Source organism: Delftia sp. WSY_7, assembly GCF_043104845.1.
GTDB classification, from domain to species: Bacteria; Pseudomonadota; Gammaproteobacteria; order Burkholderiales; family Burkholderiaceae_C; genus Comamonas; species Comamonas tsuruhatensis.
In genome coordinates, this window is record NZ_JBICLB010000044.1 from 46,244 (window position 1) to 70,569 (window position 24,326).

Genomic DNA, 24,326 nt, shown 5'->3' on the forward strand with positions numbered 1-24,326 from the left:
TGGATGTTCATTCATCTGTCTCCTCCTGTTCCTGTTCGTCTTCTTCCCGGGGCTGCGGCAGCAGGCGCGCCAGCGCATCGAAGTCGAAGCGGTTCGCGCAGGCCTGCAGCGCATCGAGCAGCGCGGCATGCGCGGGCGCCTGCTGGCGCGCCTGGCGCAGGCGCTCGCGCAGGGCCGTGGCCTGGCCCGAGCGCGCCAGCCGGGCCAGGTCTTCGCGCAGGTCGGGCGGGAAGGGCGCGGCTGCCGGCGCCTGCGCTGCCTTTGCCTCTGCCTGCTCCGCGCGCGGCGCCGGCAGCAGCAACGGGCGGTTGTCATGCACCCATTCGATCCGCAGCACGCGCTCGAGCACCTGCAGCAGCTCGGACTCGATCACCGGCTTGGCGACAAAGCCCTGGCAATGCGCATCGGCCAGGCGCGGCGGGTCGTTGTCGAACAGGTTGGCCGAGACGAAGACCATGGGAAGCTGCTGCGCATCCCGGCGCGCGCGCAGCAGGGCGGCGGTCTGCCAGCCGTCCAGGTCGTCCATGCTGATGTCCAGCAGCACCAGGTCAGGCAGGCTTTGCTCCACGATCTCCAGGCACTCGCGGCCGCTGGCGGCCTCGCGGATCTCGAAGCCCAGCGGCAGCAGCAGGCCGGCCAGCAGCTGGCGCTGCAGCGGCTGGTCGTCCACCACCAGCAGGGTGCGCCGGGGCGGCAGATAGCCGATGACGGTGTGCAGCGTGGCGGCGGCGCCGGGGGGCACCCAGGACGCGTCGGGCGCCATCTCGGGCAGGTACAGGCGCACGGTGAAGCAGCTGCCCTCGCCGGGCGTGCTGCTCAGGGTGAGCTGCCCGCCCATCAGCTCGGTCAGCAGGTGGGTGATGGTCAGCCCCAGGCCCGTGCCCGCCTCGCTGACGCGCCGGCCCGCGCTGCCGCGCTCGAAGGGCACGAAGATGCGCTCCATGTCCTGCGGTTCGATCCCGATGCCGGTATCGATGACCTCGATGCGCGAGACATGGGGCCGGAAATCCATGCGCAGCCGCACCTCGCCGCGCTGGGTGAAGCGCACGGCGTTGGACAGCAGGTTGATCAGGATCTGGCGCAGCCGCTTGGCGTCGGCCCGCACCCAGCGCGGCATGGTGCCCAGCGTCTCGACCGAGAACTGCAGCCCCCTGGCCTGGGCCTGGGGCCGCATCATGGCCTCGATGCCGTCGATCAGCGCGGGCAGGGGCAGGGGGGCGAGGTCCAGGCGCAGGCGGCCGGCCTCGATGCTGGCCAGCTCCAGCGATTCGTCGATCAGCGCGCGCAGGTGCTGGCCGCTGTGCTGCATGGTGGACAGGGTCTCGCGCACCCAGCCATCGACCTGCGGGCTCTTGAGCAGGATCTGCGTATAGCCCAGCAGGCTGTTGAGCGGCGAGCGCAGCTCGTGCGTCATGCCGGCCACATAGCGGGTCTTGGCCTGGCTGGCCTGCTCGGCATGGTCCTTGGCGGCCTGCAGCTCGGCATCGGTGCGCTTGTGGGCGGCGATCTCCTGCAGCAGCAGCTGGTTCTGGCGCTCGGACTCGTCCTGGGCCATGCGCCGGCTGTCCGTGCTCAGCACCACCCACCAGGCGGCCACGGCGCACAGCAGGGCCAGCAGCGCGAAGACCTTGAGGAAGGGGATGCGCAGCGCGCCGCCATCGACGCTGCCTGCCTGCAGGCTTTCCTGCATGTAGACCACGCCCACCATGAAGGCCGTCACCGCGCACAGAGACAGCATCACCACCAGGTACTGGCCCGCGCGGAAGTTCACCTTGGTGGCCCAGCGCGGCGGCAGCATGGCCGAGGCCAGCGCGCGCAGCTGCTCGCCCGCGCGCGAGCCGGTCTTGCAGCGGTCATGGCAGCGCGACTCCAGCGAGCAGCACAGCGAGCAGATGGGCGCGCCGTAGGCCGGGCAGCGCGCCATGTCCTCGGACTCGAACTGGTTCTGGCAGACGGCGCAGCGCACCGTCTCGCCGGGCTTCCACAGATTGCCTGCGGGCCGTGCCAGGTAGTAGCGCCCGCCCGTCAGCCAGGCCAGCAGCGGCGACAGCAGCATGGACAGCGCCAGCGCGATGAAGGGCGAGAACGCGGCCGCCGTCTCGCCCAGCAGGCCCGCATAGGCGCAGCAGGCCACGGCGGCGGCCAGCAGCATGGCGACGGGTCCCACGGGATTGAAGTCGTACAGATGGGCGCGGCGGAATTCGATGCCCGGCGGGCTCAGCCCCAGCGGCTTGTTGATGACCAGGTCGGCCACCAGCGCGCCCACCCAGGCGATGGCCACGTTGCTGTAGATGGTCAGCACCTTCTCCAGCGCGCCGAACACGCCCAGCGTCATCAGCAAGGTGGCGATGACCACGTTGAACACCATCCAGACCACGCGCCCCGGATGGCTGCGCGTGATGCGCGCGAAGAAGTTGGACCAGGCAAGCGACCCCGCATAGGCATTGGTCACGTTGATCTTGACCTGCGAGATGACCACGAAGACCACGGTCACCGCCACGGCCAGCCCCGGCAGGCCCAGGGCCTGCAGCACCTGCTGGAAGCCTGCCAGGAACATCTGCGTGGGCTCGGCCGCGCGCGTGGCGTCCACCCCCTGCAGCTGCATGGCCGCGAAGGCGAGAAAGGCGCCGCCCGCCATCTTGAGCATGCCCATCACGGCCCAGCCCGGGCCGGCCACCAGCACCGCGCCCCACCAGCGCAGCCGGTTGGCCTGGGTGCGCGGCGGCAGAAAGCGCAGGAAGTCCACCTGCTCGCCGATCTGCACCACCAGCGCGAAGATCACGGCTGCCGCCGCGCCGAACATCAGCGGATCGAACTGGCTGCTGCCCGAGCGCAGGCCGGTGAGGCTGGCGAAGTCGCGGTACAGCTGCGGCTGGGCCAGCGCCATCCACACGAAGGGCAGCACCAGCAGGAACAGCCACAGCGGCTGCGTCCAGGCCTGCAGGCGCGAGATCAGCGTGATGCCGCGCATGGCCAGCGGCAGCACCACCAGGGCCGACAGCGCATAGCACCACTGCAGCGGCCAGTCCACCACCAGCTGCAGGGCCAGCGCCATGATGGCCGCCTCCAGCGCGAAGAAGATGAAGGTGAAGACGGCGTAGATCAGCGAGGTGATGGTCGAGCCCAGGTAGCCGAAGCCCGCGCCGCGCGTCAGCAGGTCCATGTCCAGCCCGTAGCGTGCGGCGCAGACGGCGATGGGCAGCCCCGTCAGGAAGATCACCAGCCCCACGGTGACGATGGCCCACATGGCGTTGGCGAAGCCGTAGTTCAGCGCAATGGCGCCGCCGATGGCCTCCAGCGCCAGGAAGGACAGCGAGCCGAAGGCCGTGTTGGCCACACGGAACTCGCTCCAGCGCCGGAAGCTGCGCGGCGTGTAGCGCAGCGCGTAGTCCTCCATGGTCTCGTCGGCCACCCAGGCGTTGTACTCGCGCCGGAACCGGAAGATGGTCTGCGGCGCGGCTGCGGTGCCGGTGGGGCTGTCGGGCGGGGGGGCGGAGTGCATTCCCAGGTCTAGCAAGAAACGTGCGGGGCCAATGCTGGCGCGGCTTGCAAGAGGGGTAGCCGGGGTGCGTACGCAGGTGGCTACGTCAATTGACGTATGGGCGGTTTCAAGGGTTCTTCCTAATCTTGGACCCAGCGCGGAAACAAGCCGTAACCGCAACGCCAGTTTTCAGCCACTTGCAGATCACCCAACCGATCCTTACAGGAGAGTCACCATGAGCCACCCCTCCGACCCCCGCACACCTGGTTCCCCCGGCACGGAAATGGGCCGCCGCCGCGTCCTGCAGGCGCTTGGCGCCGCCTCGGTGGCCGGGCTGCCGGCCTGGTCCTTCGCCCAGCCCACGGCCCAGGTCAACACCACCAAGCTGGCCGTGACCGACACCGAGGTCGTCGTGGGCCAGCTGCACTCGGCCACGGGCACCATGGCGATCTCCGAGACCGGCTCCATCCAGGCCGAGCAACTGGCCATCGACCAGATCAACGCCATGGGCGGCATCCTGGGCCGCAAGATCCGCGTGATCAAGGAAGACGGTGCCTCCGACTGGCCCACCTTCGCCGAGAAGTCCAAGAAACTGCTCATCAACGACCGCTGCGCCGCCGTCTTCGGCTGCTGGACCAGCGCCTCGCGCAAGGCCGTGCTGCCCGTGTTCGAGAAGGAAAACGGCCTGCTGTACTACCCCACCTTCTACGAAGGCCTGGAGCAGTCCAAGAACGTGATCTACACGGGCCAGGAAGCCACGCAGCAGATCCTGTACAGCCTGGACTGGGCCAAGGCCGAGAAAAAGGCCAAGACCTTCTTCCTGATCGGCTCGGACTACATCTGGCCGCGCACCTCGATGAAGATCGCGCGCAAGCACATCGAGAACTTCCAGAAGGGCAAGGTCGTCGGCGAGGAGTACTACCCGCTGGGCAGCACCAACTTCGGCTCGCTGGTCAACAAGATCAAGCTGCAAAAGCCGGACTGCATCTTCGTGGCCGTGGTGGGCGGCTCCAACGTGGCCTTCTACAAGGCGCTCAAGGCAGCGGGCATCACGGGTGACAAGCAACTGCTGGTCACGCTGTCGGTGACCGAGGACGAGATGACCGGCGTGGGCGGCGAGAACTTCACGGGCTTCTACTCCTCGATGAAGTACTTCCAGACGCTGGACAACGAGAACAACAAGAAGTTCGTGGCCGCCTTCAAGGCCAAGTACGGCCCCAACGCCGTCATCGGCGACGTCACCCAGGCCGGCTACCTGGGCCCCTGGCTGTGGAAGGCCGCCGTGGAAAAGGCCAAGAGCTTCGACGTGGACAAGGTGGTGGCCGCATCGCCGGGGCTGGAACTCAAGACCGCGCCCGAAGGCTACGTGAAGGTGGACGCCAACCACCACCTGTGGAGCAAGTCGCGCATTGCCGTGGGGCAGCCGGACGGCACGTTCAAGGTGGTCTCGGAGTCGCCTGAACTCATCAAACCCGATCCCTTCCCCAAGGGTTACCAGTAAGCCCTGATCCGTTCAGGCAGGTGATGCGCGGCGGCCTGCGGCCTGGTGGGCGGGCTGCCGCGTGAATCGTTTCCCCCTCTCCCGATTGGCTTGCGCGCAGGAGCAGCACCATGAGTTTTTCCGACATGATGAACATCGGCCTGATGCAGGGCTTCGCGGGGCTGAGCCTGTTCGCCGTGCTGCTGCTGATGGGCCTGGGCCTGGCCATCATCTTTGGCCAGATGGGCGTGATCAACATGGCGCATGGCGAGTTCATGACCATCGGCGCCTACACCATCTACCTGGGCTCCACGCTCACGGCGCAGCACGCGCCCGAGTTCATGCCCTACTACTTCCCGCTGGCCATCGTGGCCGCCTTCCTGTTCGCCTTCGTGGCCGGCTGGCTGGTGGAATGGGGGCTGATCCGCCACCTCTACAAGCGGCCGCTGGACACGCTGCTGGCCACCTGGGGCGTGAGCCTGGCGCTGCAGCAGTGCTTTCGCACCTTCATCGGCCCCAAGGAAGTCAGCCCCACCCTGCCTGACTGGCTGATGGGCTCGTGGGCGCCGGCCGAGGGGCTGGACATTCCCATCAACGGCCTGTTCGTGCTGGCGCTGACCATGGCCGTCACGGCCGGCGTGCTGATCGCGCTGCACAAGAGCCGCTGGGGCCTGCGCGTTCGCGCCACGGTCAGCAACCGCGTGATGGCCAACGCCATCGGCATCGACACCAAGAAGACCGACCGCCTGACCTTTGCCATCGGCTGCGGCATCGCGGGCGTGGCGGGCGCGGCCTTCACCACCATCGGCTCCACCGGCCCCACCTCGGGCTCGCTGTACATCGTGGACGCCTTCCTGGTGGTCACCTTCGGCGGCGCGGCCAGCCTGCTGGGCACCGTGGTCTCGGCCTTCGGCATTGCGCAGACGCAGTCCATCACCGAGTTCTTCCTCGCGGGCTCCATGGCCAAGGTGATCACGCTGTCGCTGATCGTCTTCATCCTGATGCTGCGTCCCCAGGGCCTGTTCGCGTCCAAGGTGCGGCGCTGATCCCGGCGCCGGCCCTGTCCACGAATTCCCCCGCGTTCCCCCGATTTCCCCTGAGTTCACCGGAGTCATTCCATGCAAGCCCTCAAAGCCTGGATACAGCGCTACCAGCTCGCCAGCCTGGTGCTGCTCACCGTCCTGCTGGCGGTGGTGCTGCCCCTGGCGCTGGACATCTTCCGCCTCAACCTGGTCGGCAAGTACCTGACCTATGCCTTCGTCGCCATCGGCCTGGTCATGGTCTGGGGCTATGGCGGCGTGCTCAGCCTGGGCCAGGGCGTGTTCTTCGGCCTGGGCGGCTACGCCATGGCCATGTTCCTGAAGCTGGAGGCGTCCGACCCCATCAGCACCAAGATCCAGTCCACGCCCGGCATCCCCGACTTCATGGACTGGAACCAGCTGACCGAGCTGCCCTCGTTCTGGCTGCCCTTCAAGAGCCTGCCGTTCTCGCTGGCCGCCGTCATCGCCGTGCCCACGCTGCTGGCCTGGCTCATCAGCTTCGCCATGTTCAAGCGCCGCGTGGGCGGGGTGTACTTCGCCATCATCACGCAGGCCGTGGCGCTGATCGTCACCGTGCTCATCATCGGCCAGCAGGGCTACACGGGCGGCGTCAACGGCATGACCGACCTCAAGACCCTGTGGGGCTGGGACACGCGCACGGACAGCGCCAAGTACATCCTCTACTACGTCTGCGTGGCCCTGCTGATCGGCGCCATCGTCCTGTGCCGCTGGATTCAGACGGGCAAGGTGGGCACCCTGCTGCTGGCCATGCGCGACAAGGAAGACCGCGTGCGCTTTTCCGGCTACGACGTGGCCAATTTCAAGGTCTTCGTGTTCTGCCTGGCCGCTGCGCTGTCGGGCGTGGGCGGCGCGCTGTTCACGCTGCAGGTGGGCTTCATGTCGCCCAGCTTCGTGGGCATCGTTCCCTCCATCGAGATGGTCATCTACGCCGCCGTGGGCGGGCGCATGAGCCTGGTGGGCGCCGTGTACGGCACGCTGCTGGTCAACGCGGGCAAGACCTATTTCTCGGAGAGCTTCCCGGACCTGTGGCTGTTCCTCATGGCGGGCCTGTTCATCGGCGTGACCATGGCCTTCCCGATGGGGCTGGCCGGGCTGTGGGAAAGCCGCATCGTTCCCTGGTGGAACAGCCGCCGCAAGGGCGCGGCACCGGCCGCAGCGCCTGCCGCAGCGCAGGGAGCCCAGGCAGCACCTGCCCCGGCCGCCACCAAGCCCACGTCCGCCCTGTCCGAAGGCATGGGCCGCCAGGGCGCCTGAACCACAGCGGGAGCACACCATGAGCAATACCGACTTCACGCTGGCCGTGGAAGACCTGACGGTCTCCTTCGACGGCTTCAAGGCCATCGACGCGCTGAACCTGTACATCGACAGGAACGAGCTGCGCGTCATCATCGGCCCCAACGGCGCGGGCAAGACCACGCTGCTGGACCTGATCTGCGGCAAGACCCGCGCCACGGCCGGCAGCATCAAGTTCAAGAACGAGGAACTCACGCGCATGGCCGAGCACAAGCGCGTGCGCCTGGGGATCGGGCGCAAGTTCCAGACGCCGTCCATCTACGAGAACCTGTCGGTCTTCCAGAACCTGGAGGTCTCCTACCCCGAAGGCCGCTCGGTCTTCGGCGCGCTGGCCTTCAAGTGCACGGAGGCGGTGCGCGATCGCGTGCAGGCCGTGGCCGCCGACATCGGCCTGGACGAGCGCCTGGACACCGAGGCCGGCCTGCTCAGCCATGGCCAGAAGCAGTGGCTGGAGATCGGCATGCTGCTCATGCAGGAGCCCGAGCTGCTGATGCTGGACGAGCCCATCGCCGGCATGAGCGCCCGCGAGCGCGAGCTGACGGCCGAGCTGCTGCAGCGCATCTGCAAGAACCGCTCCGTCATCGTCATCGAGCACGACATGGAGTTCGTGGCGCGCATCGCGCACAAGGTCACCGTCATGCACCAGGGAAAGATCCTCGCCGAGGGCCCCATGGACAAGGTGCAGGCCGACCCCAAGGTCATCGACGTCTACCTCGGCCACTGAGGCACGCACAAGGAATTCACATGCTGCAAGTCAAGGATCTGTACGTGGCCTATGGCCAGAGCGAGGCGCTGCACGGCATCAGCTTCGAGGGCCGCGAGAACGAAACCGTGGCCATCATGGGCCGCAACGGCATGGGCAAGACCACGCTGTTCAAAAGCCTGATGGGCGTCATGCCCGCCAAGAGCGGCCAGATCACCGTGGCCGGCCAGGACGTCACGAAGGACGAGAGCTTCCGGCGCGTGGCCAAGGGCATTGCCTACGTGCCCCAGGGCCGCATGATCTTCCCCACGCTGACCGTGGAAGAGAACATACAGACGGGCCTGGAGAACGCGAAGACGCGCCAGGTGCCCGAAGACATCTACGCCCTGTTCCCCGTGCTCTGGGACATGCGCCGGCGCAAGGGCGGCAACCTCTCGGGCGGGCAGCAGCAGCAGCTGGCCATTGCGCGCGCGCTGGTCACCGACCCCAAGGTGCTGCTGCTGGACGAGCCCACCGAGGGCATACAGCCTTCCATCATCAAGGACATCGCCAAGGCGCTCAACGAGATCCGCAAGCTGCGCCGCATCACCATCGTGGTCAGCGAGCAGGTGCTTTCCTTCGCCATGGATGTGGCCGACCGGCTGTTCGTCATCGAGGGCGGCCGCCTGGTCCATGAGACGGCCAGAGCAGATACCGACGAGCAGCGCATCAAGTCCTACCTCTCTGTATGAAGCACCCCCTGAGCGGCTGCGCCGCTTCCCCCTCTCTCGCACGCGGGAGGGGGACGACACCCTCGGTGCGGGGCGGCCCTTCCTTGGTGTCCCTGGGTTGTGCCGTGCCGGTTTCATTCACCGCGGTCGATGCAGGCGCCGAGTTCCTCTCTTTTTCCACTGCCATCGCAAGGAGCACACCATGGCCGAAACCCTGATCAAGGTCGATCTCAACCAGTCCCCCTACGACAACCCGCAGGTGCACAACCGCTGGCATCCCGACATCCCCATGGCGGTCTGGGTGGAGCCGGGCGCGGAGTTCAAGCTGGAGACCTATGACTGGACCGGCGGCGCCATCAAGAACGACGACAGCGCCGAAGACGTGCGTGACGTGGACCTGTCCACCGTCCACTTCCTGTCCGGCCCCGTGGGCGTCAAGGGCGCCGAGCCCGGCGACCTGCTGGTGGTGGACCTGCTGGACATCGGCGCGCGCGACGACAGCCTCTGGGGCTTCAACGGCTTTTTCTCCAAGCAAAACGGCGGCGGCTTCCTGGACGAGCATTTCCCGCTGGCCCAGAAGTCCATCTGGGACTTCCACGGCATGTTCACCAAGAGCCGCCACATCCCCGGCGTCAACTTCGCAGGCCTCATCCACCCGGGCCTGATCGGCTGCCTGCCCGACCCCAAGATGCTGGCCAGCTGGAATGAGCGCGAGACCGGCCTCATCGCCACCGACCCCGACCGCATCCCCGGCCTGGCCAATCCGCCCAACGCCACCACCGCCCACATGGGCCAGATGCAGGGCGAGGCGCGCGACAAGGCCGCCGCCGAAGGCGCACGCACCGTGCCGCCGCGCGAGCATGGCGGCAACTGCGACATCAAGGATCTTTCGCGCGGCTCGCGCGTGTTCTTCCCCGTCTACGTGGACGGCGCGGGCCTGAGCGTGGGCGACCTGCACTTCAGCCAGGGCGATGGCGAGATCACCTTCTGCGGCGCCATCGAGATGGCCGGATGGGTGCACATGAAGGTTTCGCTGATCAAGGGCGGCATGGCCAAGTACGGCATCAAGAACCCCATCTTCAAGCCCAGCCCCATGACGCCCAACTACAAGGACTACCTGATCTTCGAAGGCATCTCGGTGGACGAAAAGGGCAAGCAGCACTACCTGGACGTGACCGTGGCCTACCGCCAGGCCTGCCTGAACGCCATCGAGTACCTGAAGAAATTCGGCTACAGCGGTGCCCAGGCCTACTCGCTGCTGGGCACGGCGCCCGTGCAGGGCCACATCAGCGGCGTGGTGGACGTGCCCAATGCCTGCGCCACGCTGTGGCTGCCCACGGAGATCTTCGACTTCGACATCAATCCCACGGCCGAGGGACCACAGAAGATCATCACGGGCGGGGTGGACCTGCCCATCGCCCAGGACAAGTAAGCCCGGCATACGACACCCGCCATCCACCATCCGCCAGAGGCCGCCCATGCCCACCTATGACTACCACTGCGCCGCATGCGGCGGCTTCGACGCGCTGCGCAGCCTCTCGCAGCGCAACGAGCCCGCGCCCTGCCCCATCTGCGAGGCGGCCTCGCCCCGCGTCTTCGTCAGCGCGCCGCGCCTGGCCTGCACCAGCCCCGAGCAGCGCCGCGCCCATGACACCAACGAGCGCGCCCGGCACGAGCCCAGGCGCTCACGCGATGTGGCCGAGGGCAGCTACGCGCGCATGCGCCACCCTTCGGGCTGCGGCTGCTGCAGCGGCGCCAGCAAGCGCGGCTCCACGGTCACGGCGCCCAACGGCGCCAAGACCTTCCCGACCAAGCGGCCCTGGATGATCAGCCACTGACCGCGGCCCCTGCGCCGCACCGATGCAAAAAAGGCCCGCGACGCGGGCCTTTGTCCTGCCTGGCCGTACCGCTCAGTGCACGGCGCCGATGAAGCCGGCCAGCTCCGGCGTCTGCGGGCTGGCGAACAGCTGCTTGGCCGGGCCGCTTTCGTGGATCAGGCCCTGGTGCATGAACACCAGCTGGTCGCCCACGTCGCGGGCAAAGCGCATCTCGTGCGTGACCATGATCAGCGTCATGCCCTCGGCGGCGAGCTGCTTGACCACGGCCAGCACCTCGTTGACCAGCTCCGGGTCCAGGGCCGAGGTGATCTCGTCGCACAGCAGCACCTTGGGCTGCATGGCCAGCGCGCGTGCAATGGCCACGCGCTGCTGCTGGCCGCCGCTGAGCTGGTCGGGGTAGCTGTCGTACTTGTCGCCCAGGCCGACCTTGGCCAGCATCTGGCGCGCCAGCGCCGCCGCCTCGGGCTTTTTCACGCCCTTGACCACGGTGGGCGACAGGGCCACGTTCTCGCCCGCCGTCAGGTGGGGGAACAGGTTGAACTGCTGGAACACCATGCCCACGTTCAGGCGCAGCGCGCGCAGCTGGGCGGGCGAGGGCGCGCTGCCCTCCGAGCCCTTGAGCACGGCGTCGTCCACCACGATCTGGCCGGACTGGATGGCCTCCAGCCCGTTGATGGAGCGCAGCAGCGTGCTCTTGCCCGAGCCGCTGCGGCCGATGATGGCGACCACCTGGCCGCTGTCCACGCTCAGGTCCACGCCCTTGAGCACATGGTTGTTGCCGTAATGCTTGTGAACGGCGCGCACATCAACGAGCGGCATAGAGTTTCTTCTCCAGATGGGATGCGTAGAGGGACAGGGGCCAGCACAGCAGGAAGTAGCCTGCGGCGACCAGGCCGTAGATGAGGAAGGGCTGGAAGGTGGCGTTGGCCAGCATGGAGCCGAGCTTGGTCAGCTCGCTGAAGCCGATGATCGAGGCCACGGCCGTGCCCTTGATGATCTGCACCGAGAAGCCGACCGTGGGCGCTATCGACAGGCGCAGCGCCTGCGGCAGCACCACATGGCGCATCTGCTGCAGGTAGCCCATGGCCAGGCTGGACGAGGCTTCCCACTGGCCGCGGGGAATGGATTCCACGCAGCCGCGCCAGACCTCGGCCAGGTAGGCGCTGGTGTACAGCGTCAGGCCGATGGCGGCCGCCGTCCAGGGCGAGATGTCCAGGCCGGCCATGGACGAGCCGAAGAACACGATGAACATCTGCATCAGCAGCGGCGTGTTCTGGAAGGCCTGGATATAGGCCTTGGCCAGGCGGCGCAGGTTCAGGCTGCGGCCCACGCGGGCGAACAGCACCAGCAATCCGGTGGCGCCGCCCAGCACGAAGGCCAGCAGCGACAGCGCCAGCGTGGCCAGCAGGCCCTCGGCCAGCTTGGCCAGGATGGGCAGCAGGGGAATGTCGGCAATCATGCGGCGTCTCCGGCAGTGGTTGCAGGTGCAGCGGGTGCAGCGGGTGCAGCGGGCCTGGCTGCACGCGGCGTGCGGCGGCCCACCACGAAGCGCTGGCCTATCCAGGCCAGCAACTGGCGCAGTGCCAGGGCCAGCACGAAGTACGCCGCCGTCACCACCAGGTAGGTCTCGAACGCGCGGAAGTTGCGCGACTGGATGAAGTTGGCCGCAAACGTCAGGTCCTGGGCCGCGATCTGCGAGACCACCGAGGTGCCCAGCATCACGATCACGATCTGGCTGCTCAGCGAGGGCCAGACCCGCTGCAGCGCAGGGCGCAGCACCACATGGCGGAAGACCGCCCAGCGGCCCATGCCCAGCGCGCCAGCGGCTTCCAGCTGGCCGCGCGGCGTCTCCTGGATGCCGGCGCGCACGATCTCGGTGATGTAGGCGCCCAGGTTGATCACCGTGGTCAGCAGGCAGGCCTGCCATTCGTTGATCTGCACGCCCAGCGAAGGCAGGCCGAAGAACACGAACATCAGCTGCACCAGGAAGGGCGTGTTGCGTATGCCCTCCACGTACACCTTGAACAGCCAGTGCAGCGGCGCAATGCGCCAGGCGCGGCTGACGCCGCCGGCCACGCCGATGGCGCCGCCCAGCACGGCGCCCGCCGCCGTCAGCGCCAGCGTGAAGCCCGCGCCCTGTGCCAGCAGGCCGCTGTAGTCGAACACGGCGCCGAAGTCGAATTGATAGGCCATGGAAGGATTTCCGGGAACAGGGGCGCAGCGGTTACAGGGTGGCGGGCAGCGGCATCTTCATCCAGCGCTGGGACAGGCTGGTCAGGCGGCCGTCGGCCTTGAGCTTGGTGATGATGGCGTCCACCTTCTGCAGCAGCGCCGGCTCGCCCTTGGCCACGCCGATGTAGCAGGGCGTGTCCTCGACCGCGAACTTCACGTCCAGCTGGCGCAGCCTGGTGCGCTCGTTCACGGCGTTGGCCACGATGTTGCCCAGCGTCACCAGCTGCACCTGGCCCGTCAGATAGCTTTGCGCGGTGGCGTTGTTGTCCTCGTAGCGCTTGATGGTGGCCGAGGCCGGCGCCACCTGCGTGAGGGCCAGGTCCTCGGTGGAGCCGCGCGTCACGCCCACGGTCTTGCCGGCCAGGTCGGCAGGGGCCTTGATGCTCATGTCCTTGGGGCCGTAGACGCTCTTGGGGAAGGGGGCATAGGCCTGGGTGAAGTCGATCACCTTGGCGCGCTCGGCGTTCTTGCCCAGGCTGGAGATGACGATGTCGGCCTTGCCCGTGGTCAGGAAGGGGATGCGGTTGGTGCTGGTCACGGGCACCAGCTCCACCTTCACGCCCAGCTCCTGGGCCACCAGGGCCGCCATGTCGATGTCATAGCCCTGCAGCTTCAGGTCGGTGCCCAGCGAGCCGAAGGGCGGGAAGTCCTGCGGAATCGCCACGCGCAGCACGCCGGCCTTCTGGATGTTGGCCAGCATGTCGGCATGGGCGGCGCCGCCCAGGCCGGCAGCGGCCAGGGTGGCGGCCGCCAGGGCGGTGCGGATGAATGCGCGGCGGGGTGTCAGGGGGGAAGTCATGCGAAAGCTCCTTCAGAAGGTGGGATGAGGCGAAAGGAAAGCGGGTCAGGGTCGGGCGCAGATGTATCGGGCGCAGATGCGTCGGGCGCCGTCGCGTCGTCCGGCGTGTCGAGATCGATGCCGCTGCGCCTGGCGGCCGACAGCAGGTGGGCGCGCATGGCGCCCGCGGCGCCCGGCGCATCGCCTGCGCAGACCGCCTGCACGATGGCGTCGTGCTCGCGCACCGGCTGGTCGTCGGCACCGCTCCAGGCAAAGGGCAGGCGCAGGCTGTGGCTGATGGCCAGCTCCAGCTGGCGCGCCATGGCCACCAGGCCCGGGTTGCCCGACAGCTGGGCCAGCAGCAGGTGGAACTGCAGATCGGCGTCGGCGGCGGCCAGCAGGTCGCTGCGGTCCAGGGCGTGGGCCAGTTGGGACTGGGTCCATTGCAGCTGGCGCAGGCCGCTGTCGTCGGCGCGCATGGCCGCCAGCGCGGCCCAGCCCGGCTCCAGCACCAGGCGCAGCTCGATCAGTTGGCGCGGCGACAGCGTGCCCAGCGCCGGGGTGGCATAGGCGCGGTGCATGCGTGCACGGCCGCTGTGCGGGCCGTTGATGCGCACGCCCTTGCCCGGCTGGATCTCGACCAGGCCCAGGGCCTCCAGCATGGACAGCGCCTCGCGCAGCGAAGCGCGGCTGATGCCCAGCTGCCGGGCCAGCTCGCGCTGCGGCGGCAGCTGGCTGCCGCCGGGGTAGTGGCCGCTCAGGATGTGCTGCTGCAGCGTCTGGGCCATCGAGATCGGAATGCTTTGCATGGGCTGGCGCGGGTGGAGGGTTTTGGCCTGACTGGTCAGACCACGTACCCAGCAGATAGCGAATTGCGTGCCAGATGCAAAAAAAGGAGCGTTGTCCTCAGGCATTGCAAAGAATCCGGGGCGATGGGACATCGACAATCCGCCCCGAAGGCGCCGCCAGCGGCCCGCGCTGCCGCGCTTTGGTGCAGTGCCGCATGGCTTTGTGCAGGCCTGCCCCGAATGCGGGCGTAAAACCCGCACTGCAGGCCGCCGCCAGCCGCCGTAGAATCCCGGGCTTTGGCCCGAGGAGCGTTGCAGCGCGGCACCCGCCCATCCGTACACCGGATCGCGTGCCGCGTCAGGCTTGGGCCAGGTGCAGGTTCCCGGCCGGACCGCGCCCACGGTGCCAACGACGCTCACCTGTTGCCATGCCGTTTTTGCAGGTGAGCTTGATGTCGTCCTCTTTCACTCCCCCTCCCATGAAGCTGTCCGGCCTGGAGCCGGTGACCATCGGCGAGGGCACGCTGTTCGTCAACGTGGGCGAGCGCACCAACGTCACGGGTTCCAAGGCCTTTGCGCGCATGATCCTCAACGAGCAGTACGAGGAAGCGCTGTCCGTGGCGCGCCAGCAGGTGGAAAACGGCGCCCAGGTCATCGACGTGAACATGGACGAGGCCATGCTCGACAGCAAGGCCGCCATGGTGCGCTTCCTGAACCTCATCGCCTCCGAGCCCGACATCGCCAAGGTGCCGGTCATGGTGGACAGCTCCAAGTGGGAGGTCATCGAGGCCGGCCTGCGCTGCCTGCAGGGCAAGGGCATCGTCAACTCCATCTCCATGAAGGAAGGCCTGGATGAATTCAAGCGCCAGGCCCGGCTGATCAAGCGCTACGGCGCGGCCGCCGTGGTCATGGCCTTCGACGAGAAGGGCCAGGCCGACACCTACCAGCGCAAGATCGAGATCTGCGAGCGCGCCTACCGCATCCTGGTGGACGAGGTGGGCTTCCCGCCCGAGGACATCGTCTTCGACCCCAACATCTTCGCCGTGGCCACCGGCATCGAGGAGCACGACAACTACGCCGTGGACTTCATCGAGGCCGTGCGCTGGATCAAGCAGAACCTGCCCGGCGCCAAGGTCTCGGGCGGCGTCTCCAACGTGAGCTTCAGCTTCCGCGGCAACGACCCCGTGCGCGAGGCCATCCACACCGTGTTCCTCTACCACGCCATCTCGGCGGGCATGGACATGGGCATCGTCAACGCCGGCATGGTCGGCGTCTATGACGACCTGGAGCCCGAACTGCGCGAGCGCGTGGAAGACGTGGTGCTCAACCGCCGCCCTGACGCTGCGGAACGCCTGCTGGAGATTGCCGACGCCGCCAAGGGCGCCGCCAAGGACGACAGCAAGAAGCTCGAATGGCGCGGCACGCCCGAGAACCCGAAGACCGTGGGCGAGCGCCTGTCGCACGCCCTGGTGCACGGCATCACCGACTTCATCGTCGTCGACACCGAAGAGGCCTACCAGCAGATCGTGGTGCAGGGCGGCGGCCGCCCGCTGCACGTGATCGAAGGCCCGCTCATGGACGGCATGAACATCGTGGGCGACCTGTTCGGCGCCGGCAAGATGTTCCTGCCCCAGGTGGTCAAGTCGGCGCGCGTGATGAAGCAGGCCGTGGCCCACCTCGTGCCCTACATCGAAGAGGAAAAGCGCCAGCAGGAAGCGGCGGGCCTGGACGTGTCCAGCAAGGGCAAGATCGTCATCGCCACCGTCAAGGGCGACGTGCACGACATCGGCAAGAACATCGTCACCGTGGTCCTGCAGTGCAACAACTTCGAGGTCATCAACATGGGCGTGATGGTGCCCTGCCACGAGATCCTGGCCAAGGCCAAGGCCGAGGGCGCGGACATCATCGGCCTGTCGGGCCTGATCACGCCCAGCCTCGAAGAGATGCAGTACGTCGCCGGCGAGATGCACAAGGACGACTACTTCCGCATCAAGAAGATTCCGCTGCTGATCGGCGGCGCCACCTGCTCGCGCGTGCACACCGCCGTCAAGATCGCGCCCAAGTACGAAGGCCCCGTGGTCTACGTGCCCGATGCCTCGCGCAGCGTCAGCGTGGCCCAGAGCCTGCTGGGCGAGAACAAGGGCAACTACCTGGCCGAGATCCAGGCCGACTACGACAAGGTCCGCACCCAGCACGCCAACAAGAAGAAGACGCCGCTGTGGCCGCTGGACAAGGCCCGCGCCAACGCCACGCCCGTGGACTTTTCCCAGGCCCCCGTGGCGCCGCGCGCCCTGGGCCGGCGCGTGTTTCGCAACTTCGACCTGGCCGAGATCGCAGAATACATCGACTGGGGCCCGTTCTTCCAGACCTGGGACCTGGCCGGCCCCTATCCGGCCATCCTCGACGACGAGATCGTGGGCGTGCAGGCCCGCCAGGTGCTGGCCGACGGCCAGGCCATGCTCAGGAAGATCATCGAAGGCCGCTGGCTGCAGGCCAACGGCGCCATCGGCCTGTTCCCTGCCAACCGCGTGGGCGATGACATCGAGTTCTACGCCGACGAGTCCCGCAGCCAGGTGCTCATGACCTGGTACGGCATGCGCCAGCAGACCGAAAAGCAGATGGTGGAAGGCCCGGATGGCCAGCCCGTGATGCGCCCCAGCCGCTGCCTGTCCGACTTCGTGGCCACCAAGGAATCGGGCATCCAGGACTACGCGGGCCTGTTCGCCGTCACGGCCGGCATCGGCGCCGAGAAGAAGGACAAGGAGTTCCAGGACGCGCTGGACGACTACTCCGGCATCATGTTCAAGGCCCTGGCCGACCGCCTGGCCGAGGCCTTCGCCGAATGCCTGCACCAGCGCGTGCGCAAGGACCTGTGGGGCTATGCGCCCGACGAGGACCTCAGCAACGAAGCGCTGATCAAGGAACAGTACAAGGGCGTGCGCCCCGCGCCTGGCTACCCGGCCTGCCCCGACCACAGCGCCAAGACCGACCTGTTCGCCGTGCTCAAGGCCGACGAGATCGGCATGACGCTGACCGAAAGCCTGGCCATGAACCCGGCCTCCAGCGTCAGCGGCTTCTACATCGGCCACCCCGACTCCGTCTACTTCAACGTCGGCGAGATCGGCGAGGACCAACTGGCCGACATGGCCGCGCGCCGGGGCATGGATATCGAGGAACTGCGCCGGTTGCTGGCGCCGAATCTCGCCTGATATTGGGTTGACCGCTGGCTTGGCTACGCCGGTCAGGCGTGCGATTTTTCGCTATTTTGGACAAAGGCATTCATCTTTGACTGGAATAGCGGACAGGGCGCGCCAGCGGCGCAGGCAGTCGATCAGAAGTCGCGTTGACCAACCGTGCTTGCGCACATCCGCCGCCGCCCGCAGCACACGCCGTTGCCAGGCCAGTCCGAGGATGTGATCCGGCTGAGCGTTCACGCGCGCGCCGATGCTGCCGGGGCCAGGATGCCCTATAAGGGCCCGGTGCACGCCAGCCGAACCCGCACCTCCTTGTTGGCGACCAGGGCCGGATCGGTCGCAAGGACGAGTTTTCTCTCTCCCCCGCTGCCCAGGTCGATCAGGCCTTCCTGCAGTACCTGCCGGACGCCCCCTCGGTTCACGCTGCTCGTGTAGGTCGCCAGAGCCGAAAGGCATCCGCACTCGCCAATCGATTTGCGCAGTTGAACACGGGTGTTCGCCCACACCACGTTGGACTCTGTGGAAGTCTTCGTCGCCGTGATCGACACGCAGGCTGAAAGATCGTTCTGAAACGTTATCTGGTCGGCATGGGCAGCAAAGGCGGATCCGCCAAACAAGGCAGACCATATTAAAAATCGAGCCATGCTATGCACGTGTGCCTCCGTTTGTCACTCTTGCCGGGACGTAATTGACTTTCAGAATGAAATAGCTACGTGAACTGGACTTCGCCTTCGACCGAAGAATCGGGAAGAATCTATGCTCAACCTCAATACATCCGTGGCTGAAGCCTTTGGTTGAATCATGCAGATAAAAGCCGCTGCGAACGGGGTTGCAAGCGATGCGCGTTTGAGTGTCGGCGGGCTCCATCCGCGCCCGGTTCTGCCCCCAGTTTGCCCAATAGGCTTCGCAGCTTCCGGCGGCAGCTCCGCGTGGAATCGTCTGGACTCCCCATCCGGGAGACAGGTTGCATCTTCCCGCACCGTCATCCTTCGCCGCCCCACGATCGGTGACGAGCACCTTGTACACCCCCTCCGGAATTGGTCCGCTGTCTTTGATGCACTGATTTTCTGGCATCTGAAAACCTGGAAGTCCTGTCGTTGCCTTGAAGCTACCGGAGCCATTCCATGTCAGCTTCTGCCCATCAAACTCCATATCTGGTATCACAAACTGTCCCTCCAATTTTCTAAAGTCGCATCAATCGAGTTTCTCGGTAGCCACGGTTTGATGCCATCCAGATTCATAAGCTTCATCTGGATCAGAGATCGGGGCAGCTTAATGCGCTTATTGCCTCGAAGGCAAGTTGGAGGGAACGTGTTTTTGCGACATGCTGTAACGATCTTGTATACCAATTCGCTGCAATCGCATTCAGGTATACCTGATTGCCATGTATGAGATCGCCTGAATATGCCCACTGCCAGAGTCCAAAAAAACAAGGCGCACGAGGCGCCTTGTCATGGGTCAGCGGGATGGGAGTTTCAGAGCCCGATTTCCTTGTTGTACGCCTTGCGCGCCGCAACGGCCGTGTCCGTGAAGTCGGTGAACACGCCGTCGATGCCCAGGCGGTAGTAGGTCAGGTATTCCTGCACGGGGTCGCCCTTGTACAGGCCGGCCAGGCGGCCCGGCTCGTTGCGGAAGGTGAAGCTGTGCACGATCAGGCCGGCCTTGTGGGCGTCGCGGATCAGGCCCGTGTCCTTGACGGTGTTCACGTCCTTGAGGCCGGCGCCCTCCTTGTAGGGCACGACGGAGTGGGCCAGGACCTGGGGCTTCCAGGGGCCGATGCCGTCGGCATAGGTCTTGATCTCGGCCAGGCCTGCGGGCGTGAGCATGGTGGCGAAGGTGCGCGCGTCGCCGGCCAGGGTCCAGCTGTAGGGGCGGCCGCTGATGAAGGTCCACTCATCGTTGGTGATGTAGACCATGGAGCCGTCGCGCAGATTGAAGTCGTTGCCGTCGATCAGCTGCACGCCCTTGGCCTTCATGCCGGCCTGGCGCAGGTACTTGAGGCTGGCCGGGTCGAAGCTCTGGATGTAGATGGGCGAATCCTTGGCGTTGAGCTTGTTCTGGTCCAGCAGCTTGATCACCGCGTCTTCAAACGGGCGCGAGCCGGGCGCGCCGCAGCCGTTGGCGATCGCCTGCTGGTTGTTCCAGTACGGGTTCTTGGTCTCGGCGTAGACGGGGATGGTGCGGCCCAGGGCCTTGCCCTTGGCGGCGGCGATGTCCAGCACGTCCTGGGCGCTGATCAGGGGCAGCTTGCCGTTCCACTCGGTGGGGCGCTCGCTGCGGTTGTCCAGGATCGTGCCGCCCAGCCAGGTGCGCAGCTCCTGCATCGTGAAGTCGCTGATGGACCAGTCGTTGCGGTGGTCCTCGCCATCGACCACCAGGGCCTTGAGCACGGACTTGGGATCGTTGGCATCGAGCTGGTCGCTCAGGTATTGCGAGGGGCCGTTGACAGGCACGGCGGGGTACTTCACGTTGACCAGCACGCCGGCCGCAGTGCGCTGGCGGCGCGCCACTTCGGCATTGGTCTTGGCCACGTCGGCCACGTTGGTGCTGTCGCTGAGCCAGGCGTTGTGGCGGGCGACCAGCTGGCAGTCCTTCGTCAGGTGCATGTCGAGTTCGAGCATGTCCGCGCCCGCGTCGGCGGCGGCCTCGTAGGCCATGCGTGTCTGCTCCGGGAACTTGCCCGAGAAGCCGCGGTGGGCGATCACCTGGGGCTGCTTTCCGTCGAGCGTGAGGTAGAACGAGCCGCCGTCGCCGCCGCAGGCCGTGAGGACTGCAGCCGCGCACAGGGACGCGAGCAGGGGAGTGCGGGAAAAGGACATAGGACGTTGGGTCATATCCGAAGCAGTGGTGGGTTGATGAACGGCGCGCAATGCGCCAGCTCAGCAGCGTATGCAGTCAGCCGTGTCGGCACCATGACAGTGCGCCCCGTAGGGCCCGGATTGGCGTTTTAGCGACGGTCGGTGGAAATTTGCCGACCCACCGACACAGGGTTATCCCCCGAACAGGGGCGCCAGCGTGGCACGCAGGCGGTCGCCGGCGTCGGGCGCCTCGCTCGGGCGGATCTCCAGCGAACGCTCCACCGTGCCGATGTGCTCCAGCAGCAGGGCCTTGGCGCCCTCGGTGTCGCCGCGCTCCAGCGCCTCGACGATGCGCTCGTGCTCGGCGCAGGACTGGCTGGCGCTGTGGGTGGACTGGAACAATGTGGCCGCCAGCGTGGTGCGCGCCGTGAGGTCGCGCAGCGTGAGCGCCAGCAGGCGGTGGCCCATCTGCTCGGCCAGGCAGACGTGGAAGTCGGCCAGCAGGAAGGCGCGCGTGGCGGCGTCGGCGCCCGCAATGGCCTCCTGCTCCTGGGCGATGTGGCGGCGCAGTTGGCCGATCACGCTTTGCAGGGGGCGCCCGGCCTCGCCCAGGATGCCGGTCTCGATGATGCGGCGCGCCGCGAAGGCGTCCTGCGCCTCCTCGGCCGAGGGCTGGACCACGTACCAGCCGCGCCGGGGCTGCACCTGCACGAAGCCGCGCGCCTGCAGCTGCATCAGCGCCTCGCGCACCATGGTGCGGCTGACCTCGAAGTTGTCGGCCAGCTCCTGCTCCCCCAGCCGTTCACCGGGCGCCAGTTTCTGGGCCAGGATGGCTTCGACGACGCGCTCGGCGATGTGCTGGGGGCTTACAGGTGTCATTGCGTTGCAGGGTGGGCAGGAGTCACGGTTGCGGGGACGGCGGCGGCGCCGGAGGGCTCGGCGTCGGGCCCCTGATTGTCGGCCAGGCCGTCGAGCACGGCATGGGCGCGCTCGCGGTCGATGTCACCTTCCCAGGCCGCGATGGCCACGGTGGCCACGCAGTTGCCGATCAGGTTGCCCAGCGCGCGGGCAATGCCCATGAACCAGTCCACCGACAGCACCAGCACCAGGCCGATGGCGGGGATGGCCGGAATCGCATGCAGCGTGGCCGCCAGCACCACGATGGCCGAGCCCGGCACGCCGTGGGCGCCCTTGGAGGTCACCAGCGCAATCGCCAGGATAGTCAGCAGGTCGGCCATGCCGATGGGCGTGTTCGTGGCTTGGGCGATGAACACGGCCGCCAGCGTGATGTAGATGGAGAAGGCGTCCAGGTTGAACGAGTAGCCCGTGGGAATCACCAGGCCCACGGTGGAGTCGCGCACGCCCATGTTGCGCAGCTTGGCCATGATCTGGGGCAGCACGCTGTCCGAGGAGGTGGTGGCGAAGACCACCATCAGCTCCTCGCGCAGGTAGCGCAGCAGCTTGATCAGGCTGAAGCCCGAAAAGCGCATCACCAGCCCCAGCACCACGAAGACGAAGAAGATCACCGCCACGTAGAACAGCAGCACCAGCATGCCCAGCTGCTTGAGCGAGCCGATGCCGTACTGGCCCACGGTGAACGAGATCGCACCCAGCACGCCCAGCGGGGCCAGCTTGATGAGGATGCCCATGATCTTGAACAGCACGTTCGACAGCGTGTCGATCAGCGCATGCACGGGCGCGCCGCGCTCGCCCAGCATGGTCAGCGCGCAGCCGAACAGCACGGCGAACAGCAGCACCTGCAGCACGTCGCCCGTGGCAAAGGCCTGCACCACGGTGGTGGGGATGAGCTTCATCAGGAAGTCCACCGTGCCGCCACTGGTCAGCTTGTCGGCGTTGCTGGCATAGGCGCTCATGGCCGATGCGTCGAGCTTGCTCGGGTCCACGTTCATGCCCGCGCCGGGCTGGAACACGAAGGCCAGCACCAGGCCCAGCACCAGGGCGATGGTGGTCAGCACCTCGAAGTAGATCAGCGACTTGACGCCGACCCGGCCCACGCGCTTGAGGTCGCCTGCGCCCGCGATGCCGTGCACCACCACGCAGAACACCAGCACGGGAATGATCATCTTGATGAGCTTGATGAAGCCATCGCCCAGGGGCTTGAGCTTCACGGCCCATTCAGGGGCCAATATTCCGGCGAGCACACCCAGGATGAGTGCGATCACCACCTGTCCGAACAGTGATCTGGCAAAGCGGCGCATAGTCGTCTTTCGCAAGTTGTGGAATCTTGTATGCAAGTGGCTCTGCAACTTGCATGCAAGAATGTAGACAAGCGAAACGCGTGCCAGCAGAGGGTAATCCCTGCAGATTTGCGGCACTCCAGAGAGCATCAGCCCTGACTTTTTCTGCATGAAATCCGCCGATGCGGGCGGGCCTCCCCGCCGTGGTGCAGGGCGGGTGGCCGTCATGCCCGCGCATGGTGCGCAGGCGGGTGCGCGGGCGGGGCGCAGGCCCCGTGGCGGGGCATGCGGGGCATGCGCGGGCGCGGTGCCTTGCGCACCGCACCGGGATCAGCGCAGGTTGCGCTCCAGAGCGCGGTCCTTGATGAAGAAGGCCGCGAACAGGCCCAGCGTCACGCCGAACATCACATAGAAGGCCGGCGCCATGGGCGAGCCCGTGGAGCGGATCAGCCAGGTCACGATGAACTGCGCGAAGCCGCCGAAGATCATCACCGCCACGTTGTAGGCCATGGACATGCCGGCCGAACGCACCTGGGGCGGGAACAGCTCGGCCATCACCGTGCTGAACACGCCGAAGAACACGGCCACGAACACGCAGACCACCAACTGGGTGATCAGCAGCTTCTGCACCGTGGGGCCGTCGGTCAGCCAGGCATACAGCGGGTAGAGCACCACCAGGTAGCCGATCAGCGAGCCGATGGTCAGCATGCGGCGGCCCACGCGGTCCGACAGGGCGCCGAAGAACGGCATGATCACCACCATCAGCGCGGCGCCGGCCATCTGCACCATGAAGGCATCGCGCATGGGCAGCTTCAGCGTCACCGTGGCATAGGTCACCAGATAGGTGAAGGTGATGTAGATGGACACCGTGGCCGTGACCACCAGGCCCATGCCCACCAGCGTCTCGCGCGCATGCGTGCGCAGCATCTCCATGATGCCGATCTGGCGCGCCTTGCCGCTGGCCTGCGCGGCCTGCATTTCCTTGAAGACCTCGGGCTCCTCCACATGGCGGCGGATGTACAGCGCCACGGGAACGATCAGCAGGCCCACGGCGAAGGGCACGCGCCAGGCCCAGGCCATCAGCTCTTCCTCGGTGAAGATCTCGGTGATCAGCGTGCCCGTGGCCGCGCCGATCAGCAGGGCCAGCATCTGGCCGGCCATCTGCCAGGAACCATAGAAGCCGCGCTTGCCGGGCGGTGCCAGCTCGATCAGCAGTGCCGTGGACGTGCCGAACTCGCCGCCGGCCGCAAAGCCCTGCAGCAGCCGTGCCAGCACGATGAACAGCGGCGCCAGGATGCCCACCGCCGCATACGTGGGCGCCAGCGTGATCAGCGCGATCGCCACCGCCATCAGGCCCGTCACCATCACCATGGCCGCCTTGCGGCCCTTGCGGTCCCCGTACAGGCCCAGCAGGATGCCGCCCACGGGCCGCATGAAGAAGCCCACGCCGAACACGGCCGTGGTCATCAGGATGCGGTTGATGTTGTCGTCCGGATTGTCGGGATTGCTGGGGAAGAACAGCTTGGCGACGATGGGTGTCATGAAGGCGAACACCAGGAAGTCATACCACTCCAGCGCGTTGCCGATGACGGCAGCCACGATGTTGCGGGTCGAGACGGTTTGCTTGGTCAAAGCAGGGTCCATTTCCGAAAAGGGATTGAAAAGACGGCAGTCACGCCCGGGGCATGGGGCGGCGTGCCTGCCCGGGCCGCAACCCGGGCGTACACTGCTTCGCCATATGCAATGCCTATGCCATGGCCTGCGTCGTCCAC

19 protein-coding genes and 1 riboswitch are annotated in these 24,326 nt (G+C 66.8%); of the genes, 8 read left to right on the top strand and 11 right to left on the bottom strand.

Annotated features, from left to right (window positions below):
• Positions 1-7: 7 nt before the first annotated feature.
• Complete coding sequence (locus ACF8ME_RS23810; RefSeq protein WP_392418448.1) at positions 8-3,502, bottom strand: ATP-binding protein; 3,495 nt, start codon at positions 3,500-3,502, stop codon at positions 8-10.
• A 214-nt stretch (positions 3,503-3,716) separates the two neighbouring features.
• On the opposite strand from ACF8ME_RS23810, the gene urtA reads away from it, so the two are divergent.
• The 7 genes from urtA (at position 3,717) to ACF8ME_RS23845 (ending at position 10,566) form a co-directional block, all read left to right on the top strand.
• On the top strand, positions 3,717-4,982 hold the full coding sequence (urtA, locus tag ACF8ME_RS23815) for an urea ABC transporter substrate-binding protein (RefSeq protein ID WP_012202159.1): 1,266 nt from the start codon (positions 3,717-3,719) through the stop codon (positions 4,980-4,982).
• A 110-nt stretch (positions 4,983-5,092) separates the two neighbouring features.
• Positions 5,093-6,007, top strand: coding sequence for an urea ABC transporter permease subunit UrtB (urtB, locus tag ACF8ME_RS23820; RefSeq protein ID WP_016450224.1), 915 nt, complete (start codon positions 5,093-5,095; stop codon positions 6,005-6,007).
• 72 nt (positions 6,008-6,079) lie between these two features.
• On the top strand, positions 6,080-7,276 hold the full coding sequence (gene urtC, locus ACF8ME_RS23825) for an urea ABC transporter permease subunit UrtC (protein WP_017407726.1): 1,197 nt from the start codon (positions 6,080-6,082) through the stop codon (positions 7,274-7,276).
• Between the two features lie 19 nt (positions 7,277-7,295).
• On the top strand, positions 7,296-8,039 hold the full coding sequence (gene urtD / locus ACF8ME_RS23830; RefSeq protein WP_016450222.1) for an urea ABC transporter ATP-binding protein UrtD: 744 nt from the start codon (positions 7,296-7,298) through the stop codon (positions 8,037-8,039).
• Positions 8,040-8,059: 20 nt separating this feature from the next.
• Positions 8,060-8,749, top strand: coding sequence for an urea ABC transporter ATP-binding subunit UrtE (gene urtE, locus ACF8ME_RS23835; protein WP_392413222.1), 690 nt, complete (start codon positions 8,060-8,062; stop codon positions 8,747-8,749).
• Positions 8,750-8,930: 181 nt separating this feature from the next.
• Positions 8,931-10,160, top strand: a complete 1,230-nt coding sequence (gene fmdA, locus ACF8ME_RS23840) for a formamidase (protein ID WP_012202164.1) — start codon at positions 8,931-8,933, stop codon at positions 10,158-10,160.
• 46 nt (positions 10,161-10,206) lie between these two features.
• The gene (locus ACF8ME_RS23845; RefSeq protein ID WP_016452169.1) at positions 10,207-10,566 is read left to right on the top strand and encodes a zinc ribbon domain-containing protein; all 360 of its coding nucleotides are present in this window, start codon (positions 10,207-10,209) and stop codon (positions 10,564-10,566) included.
• 72 nt (positions 10,567-10,638) lie between these two features.
• On the opposite strand, the gene ACF8ME_RS23850 is transcribed toward ACF8ME_RS23845, so the two are convergent.
• Genes ACF8ME_RS23850 through ACF8ME_RS23870 form a run of 5 tightly spaced genes read right to left on the bottom strand, consistent with a single transcriptional unit; the run spans position 10,639 to position 14,385 of the window.
• Positions 10,639-11,385 carry an amino acid ABC transporter ATP-binding protein gene (locus tag ACF8ME_RS23850; protein WP_016448706.1) on the bottom strand — a complete coding sequence of 249 codons (747 nt, stop codon included), beginning with the start codon at positions 11,383-11,385 and terminating at the stop codon, positions 10,639-10,641.
• Positions 11,372-12,025, bottom strand: coding sequence for an amino acid ABC transporter permease (locus ACF8ME_RS23855; RefSeq protein WP_017406331.1), 654 nt, complete (start codon positions 12,023-12,025; stop codon positions 11,372-11,374). Before ACF8ME_RS23855 ends, ACF8ME_RS23850 begins: the two co-directional genes overlap by 14 nt.
• Complete coding sequence (locus tag ACF8ME_RS23860; RefSeq protein ID WP_209801397.1) at positions 12,022-12,759, bottom strand: amino acid ABC transporter permease; 738 nt, start codon at positions 12,757-12,759, stop codon at positions 12,022-12,024. The genes ACF8ME_RS23855 and ACF8ME_RS23860 overlap by 4 nt, the downstream gene beginning before the upstream one ends.
• A gap of 31 nt (positions 12,760-12,790) precedes the next feature.
• Positions 12,791-13,597, bottom strand: a complete 807-nt coding sequence (locus tag ACF8ME_RS23865; RefSeq protein WP_016452167.1) for a transporter substrate-binding domain-containing protein — start codon at positions 13,595-13,597, stop codon at positions 12,791-12,793.
• Positions 13,594-14,385 carry a FadR/GntR family transcriptional regulator gene (locus ACF8ME_RS23870; RefSeq protein WP_392418450.1) on the bottom strand — a complete coding sequence of 264 codons (792 nt, stop codon included), beginning with the start codon at positions 14,383-14,385 and terminating at the stop codon, positions 13,594-13,596. Before ACF8ME_RS23870 ends, ACF8ME_RS23865 begins: the two co-directional genes overlap by 4 nt.
• Positions 14,386-14,662: 277 nt before the next feature.
• Positions 14,663-14,789, top strand: a riboswitch (S-adenosyl-L-homocysteine riboswitch).
• 27 nt (positions 14,790-14,816) lie between these two features.
• Here ACF8ME_RS23870 and metH point away from each other — a divergent pair.
• Entirely contained in the window at positions 14,817-17,573 is a 2,757-nt protein-coding gene (gene metH, locus ACF8ME_RS23875; RefSeq protein ID WP_212645524.1) for a methionine synthase, read from the top strand.
• Positions 17,574-17,830: 257 nt separating this feature from the next.
• Here metH and ACF8ME_RS23880 read toward each other — a convergent pair whose 3' ends face one another.
• The 5 genes from ACF8ME_RS23880 to ACF8ME_RS23900 form a co-directional block, all read right to left on the bottom strand.
• Positions 17,831-18,202, bottom strand: a complete 372-nt coding sequence (locus tag ACF8ME_RS23880) for a DUF2195 family protein (RefSeq protein WP_026062624.1) — start codon at positions 18,200-18,202, stop codon at positions 17,831-17,833.
• Between the two features lie 831 nt (positions 18,203-19,033).
• Positions 19,034-20,377: a glycerophosphodiester phosphodiesterase family protein gene (locus ACF8ME_RS23885; protein WP_392418452.1), complete on the bottom strand. Its 1,344-nt coding sequence runs from the start codon at positions 20,375-20,377 to the stop codon at positions 19,034-19,036.
• A gap of 171 nt (positions 20,378-20,548) precedes the next feature.
• The gene (locus tag ACF8ME_RS23890) at positions 20,549-21,235 is read right to left on the bottom strand and encodes a GntR family transcriptional regulator (RefSeq protein WP_016448699.1); all 687 of its coding nucleotides are present in this window, start codon (positions 21,233-21,235) and stop codon (positions 20,549-20,551) included.
• The gene (locus tag ACF8ME_RS23895) at positions 21,232-22,575 is read right to left on the bottom strand and encodes a C4-dicarboxylate transporter DctA (protein WP_034397714.1); all 1,344 of its coding nucleotides are present in this window, start codon (positions 22,573-22,575) and stop codon (positions 21,232-21,234) included. The genes ACF8ME_RS23890 and ACF8ME_RS23895 overlap by 4 nt, the downstream gene beginning before the upstream one ends.
• Positions 22,576-22,884: 309 nt before the next feature.
• Positions 22,885-24,198 carry an MFS transporter gene (locus ACF8ME_RS23900; protein WP_071953865.1) on the bottom strand — a complete coding sequence of 438 codons (1,314 nt, stop codon included), beginning with the start codon at positions 24,196-24,198 and terminating at the stop codon, positions 22,885-22,887.
• Positions 24,199-24,326 lie beyond the last annotated feature (128 nt).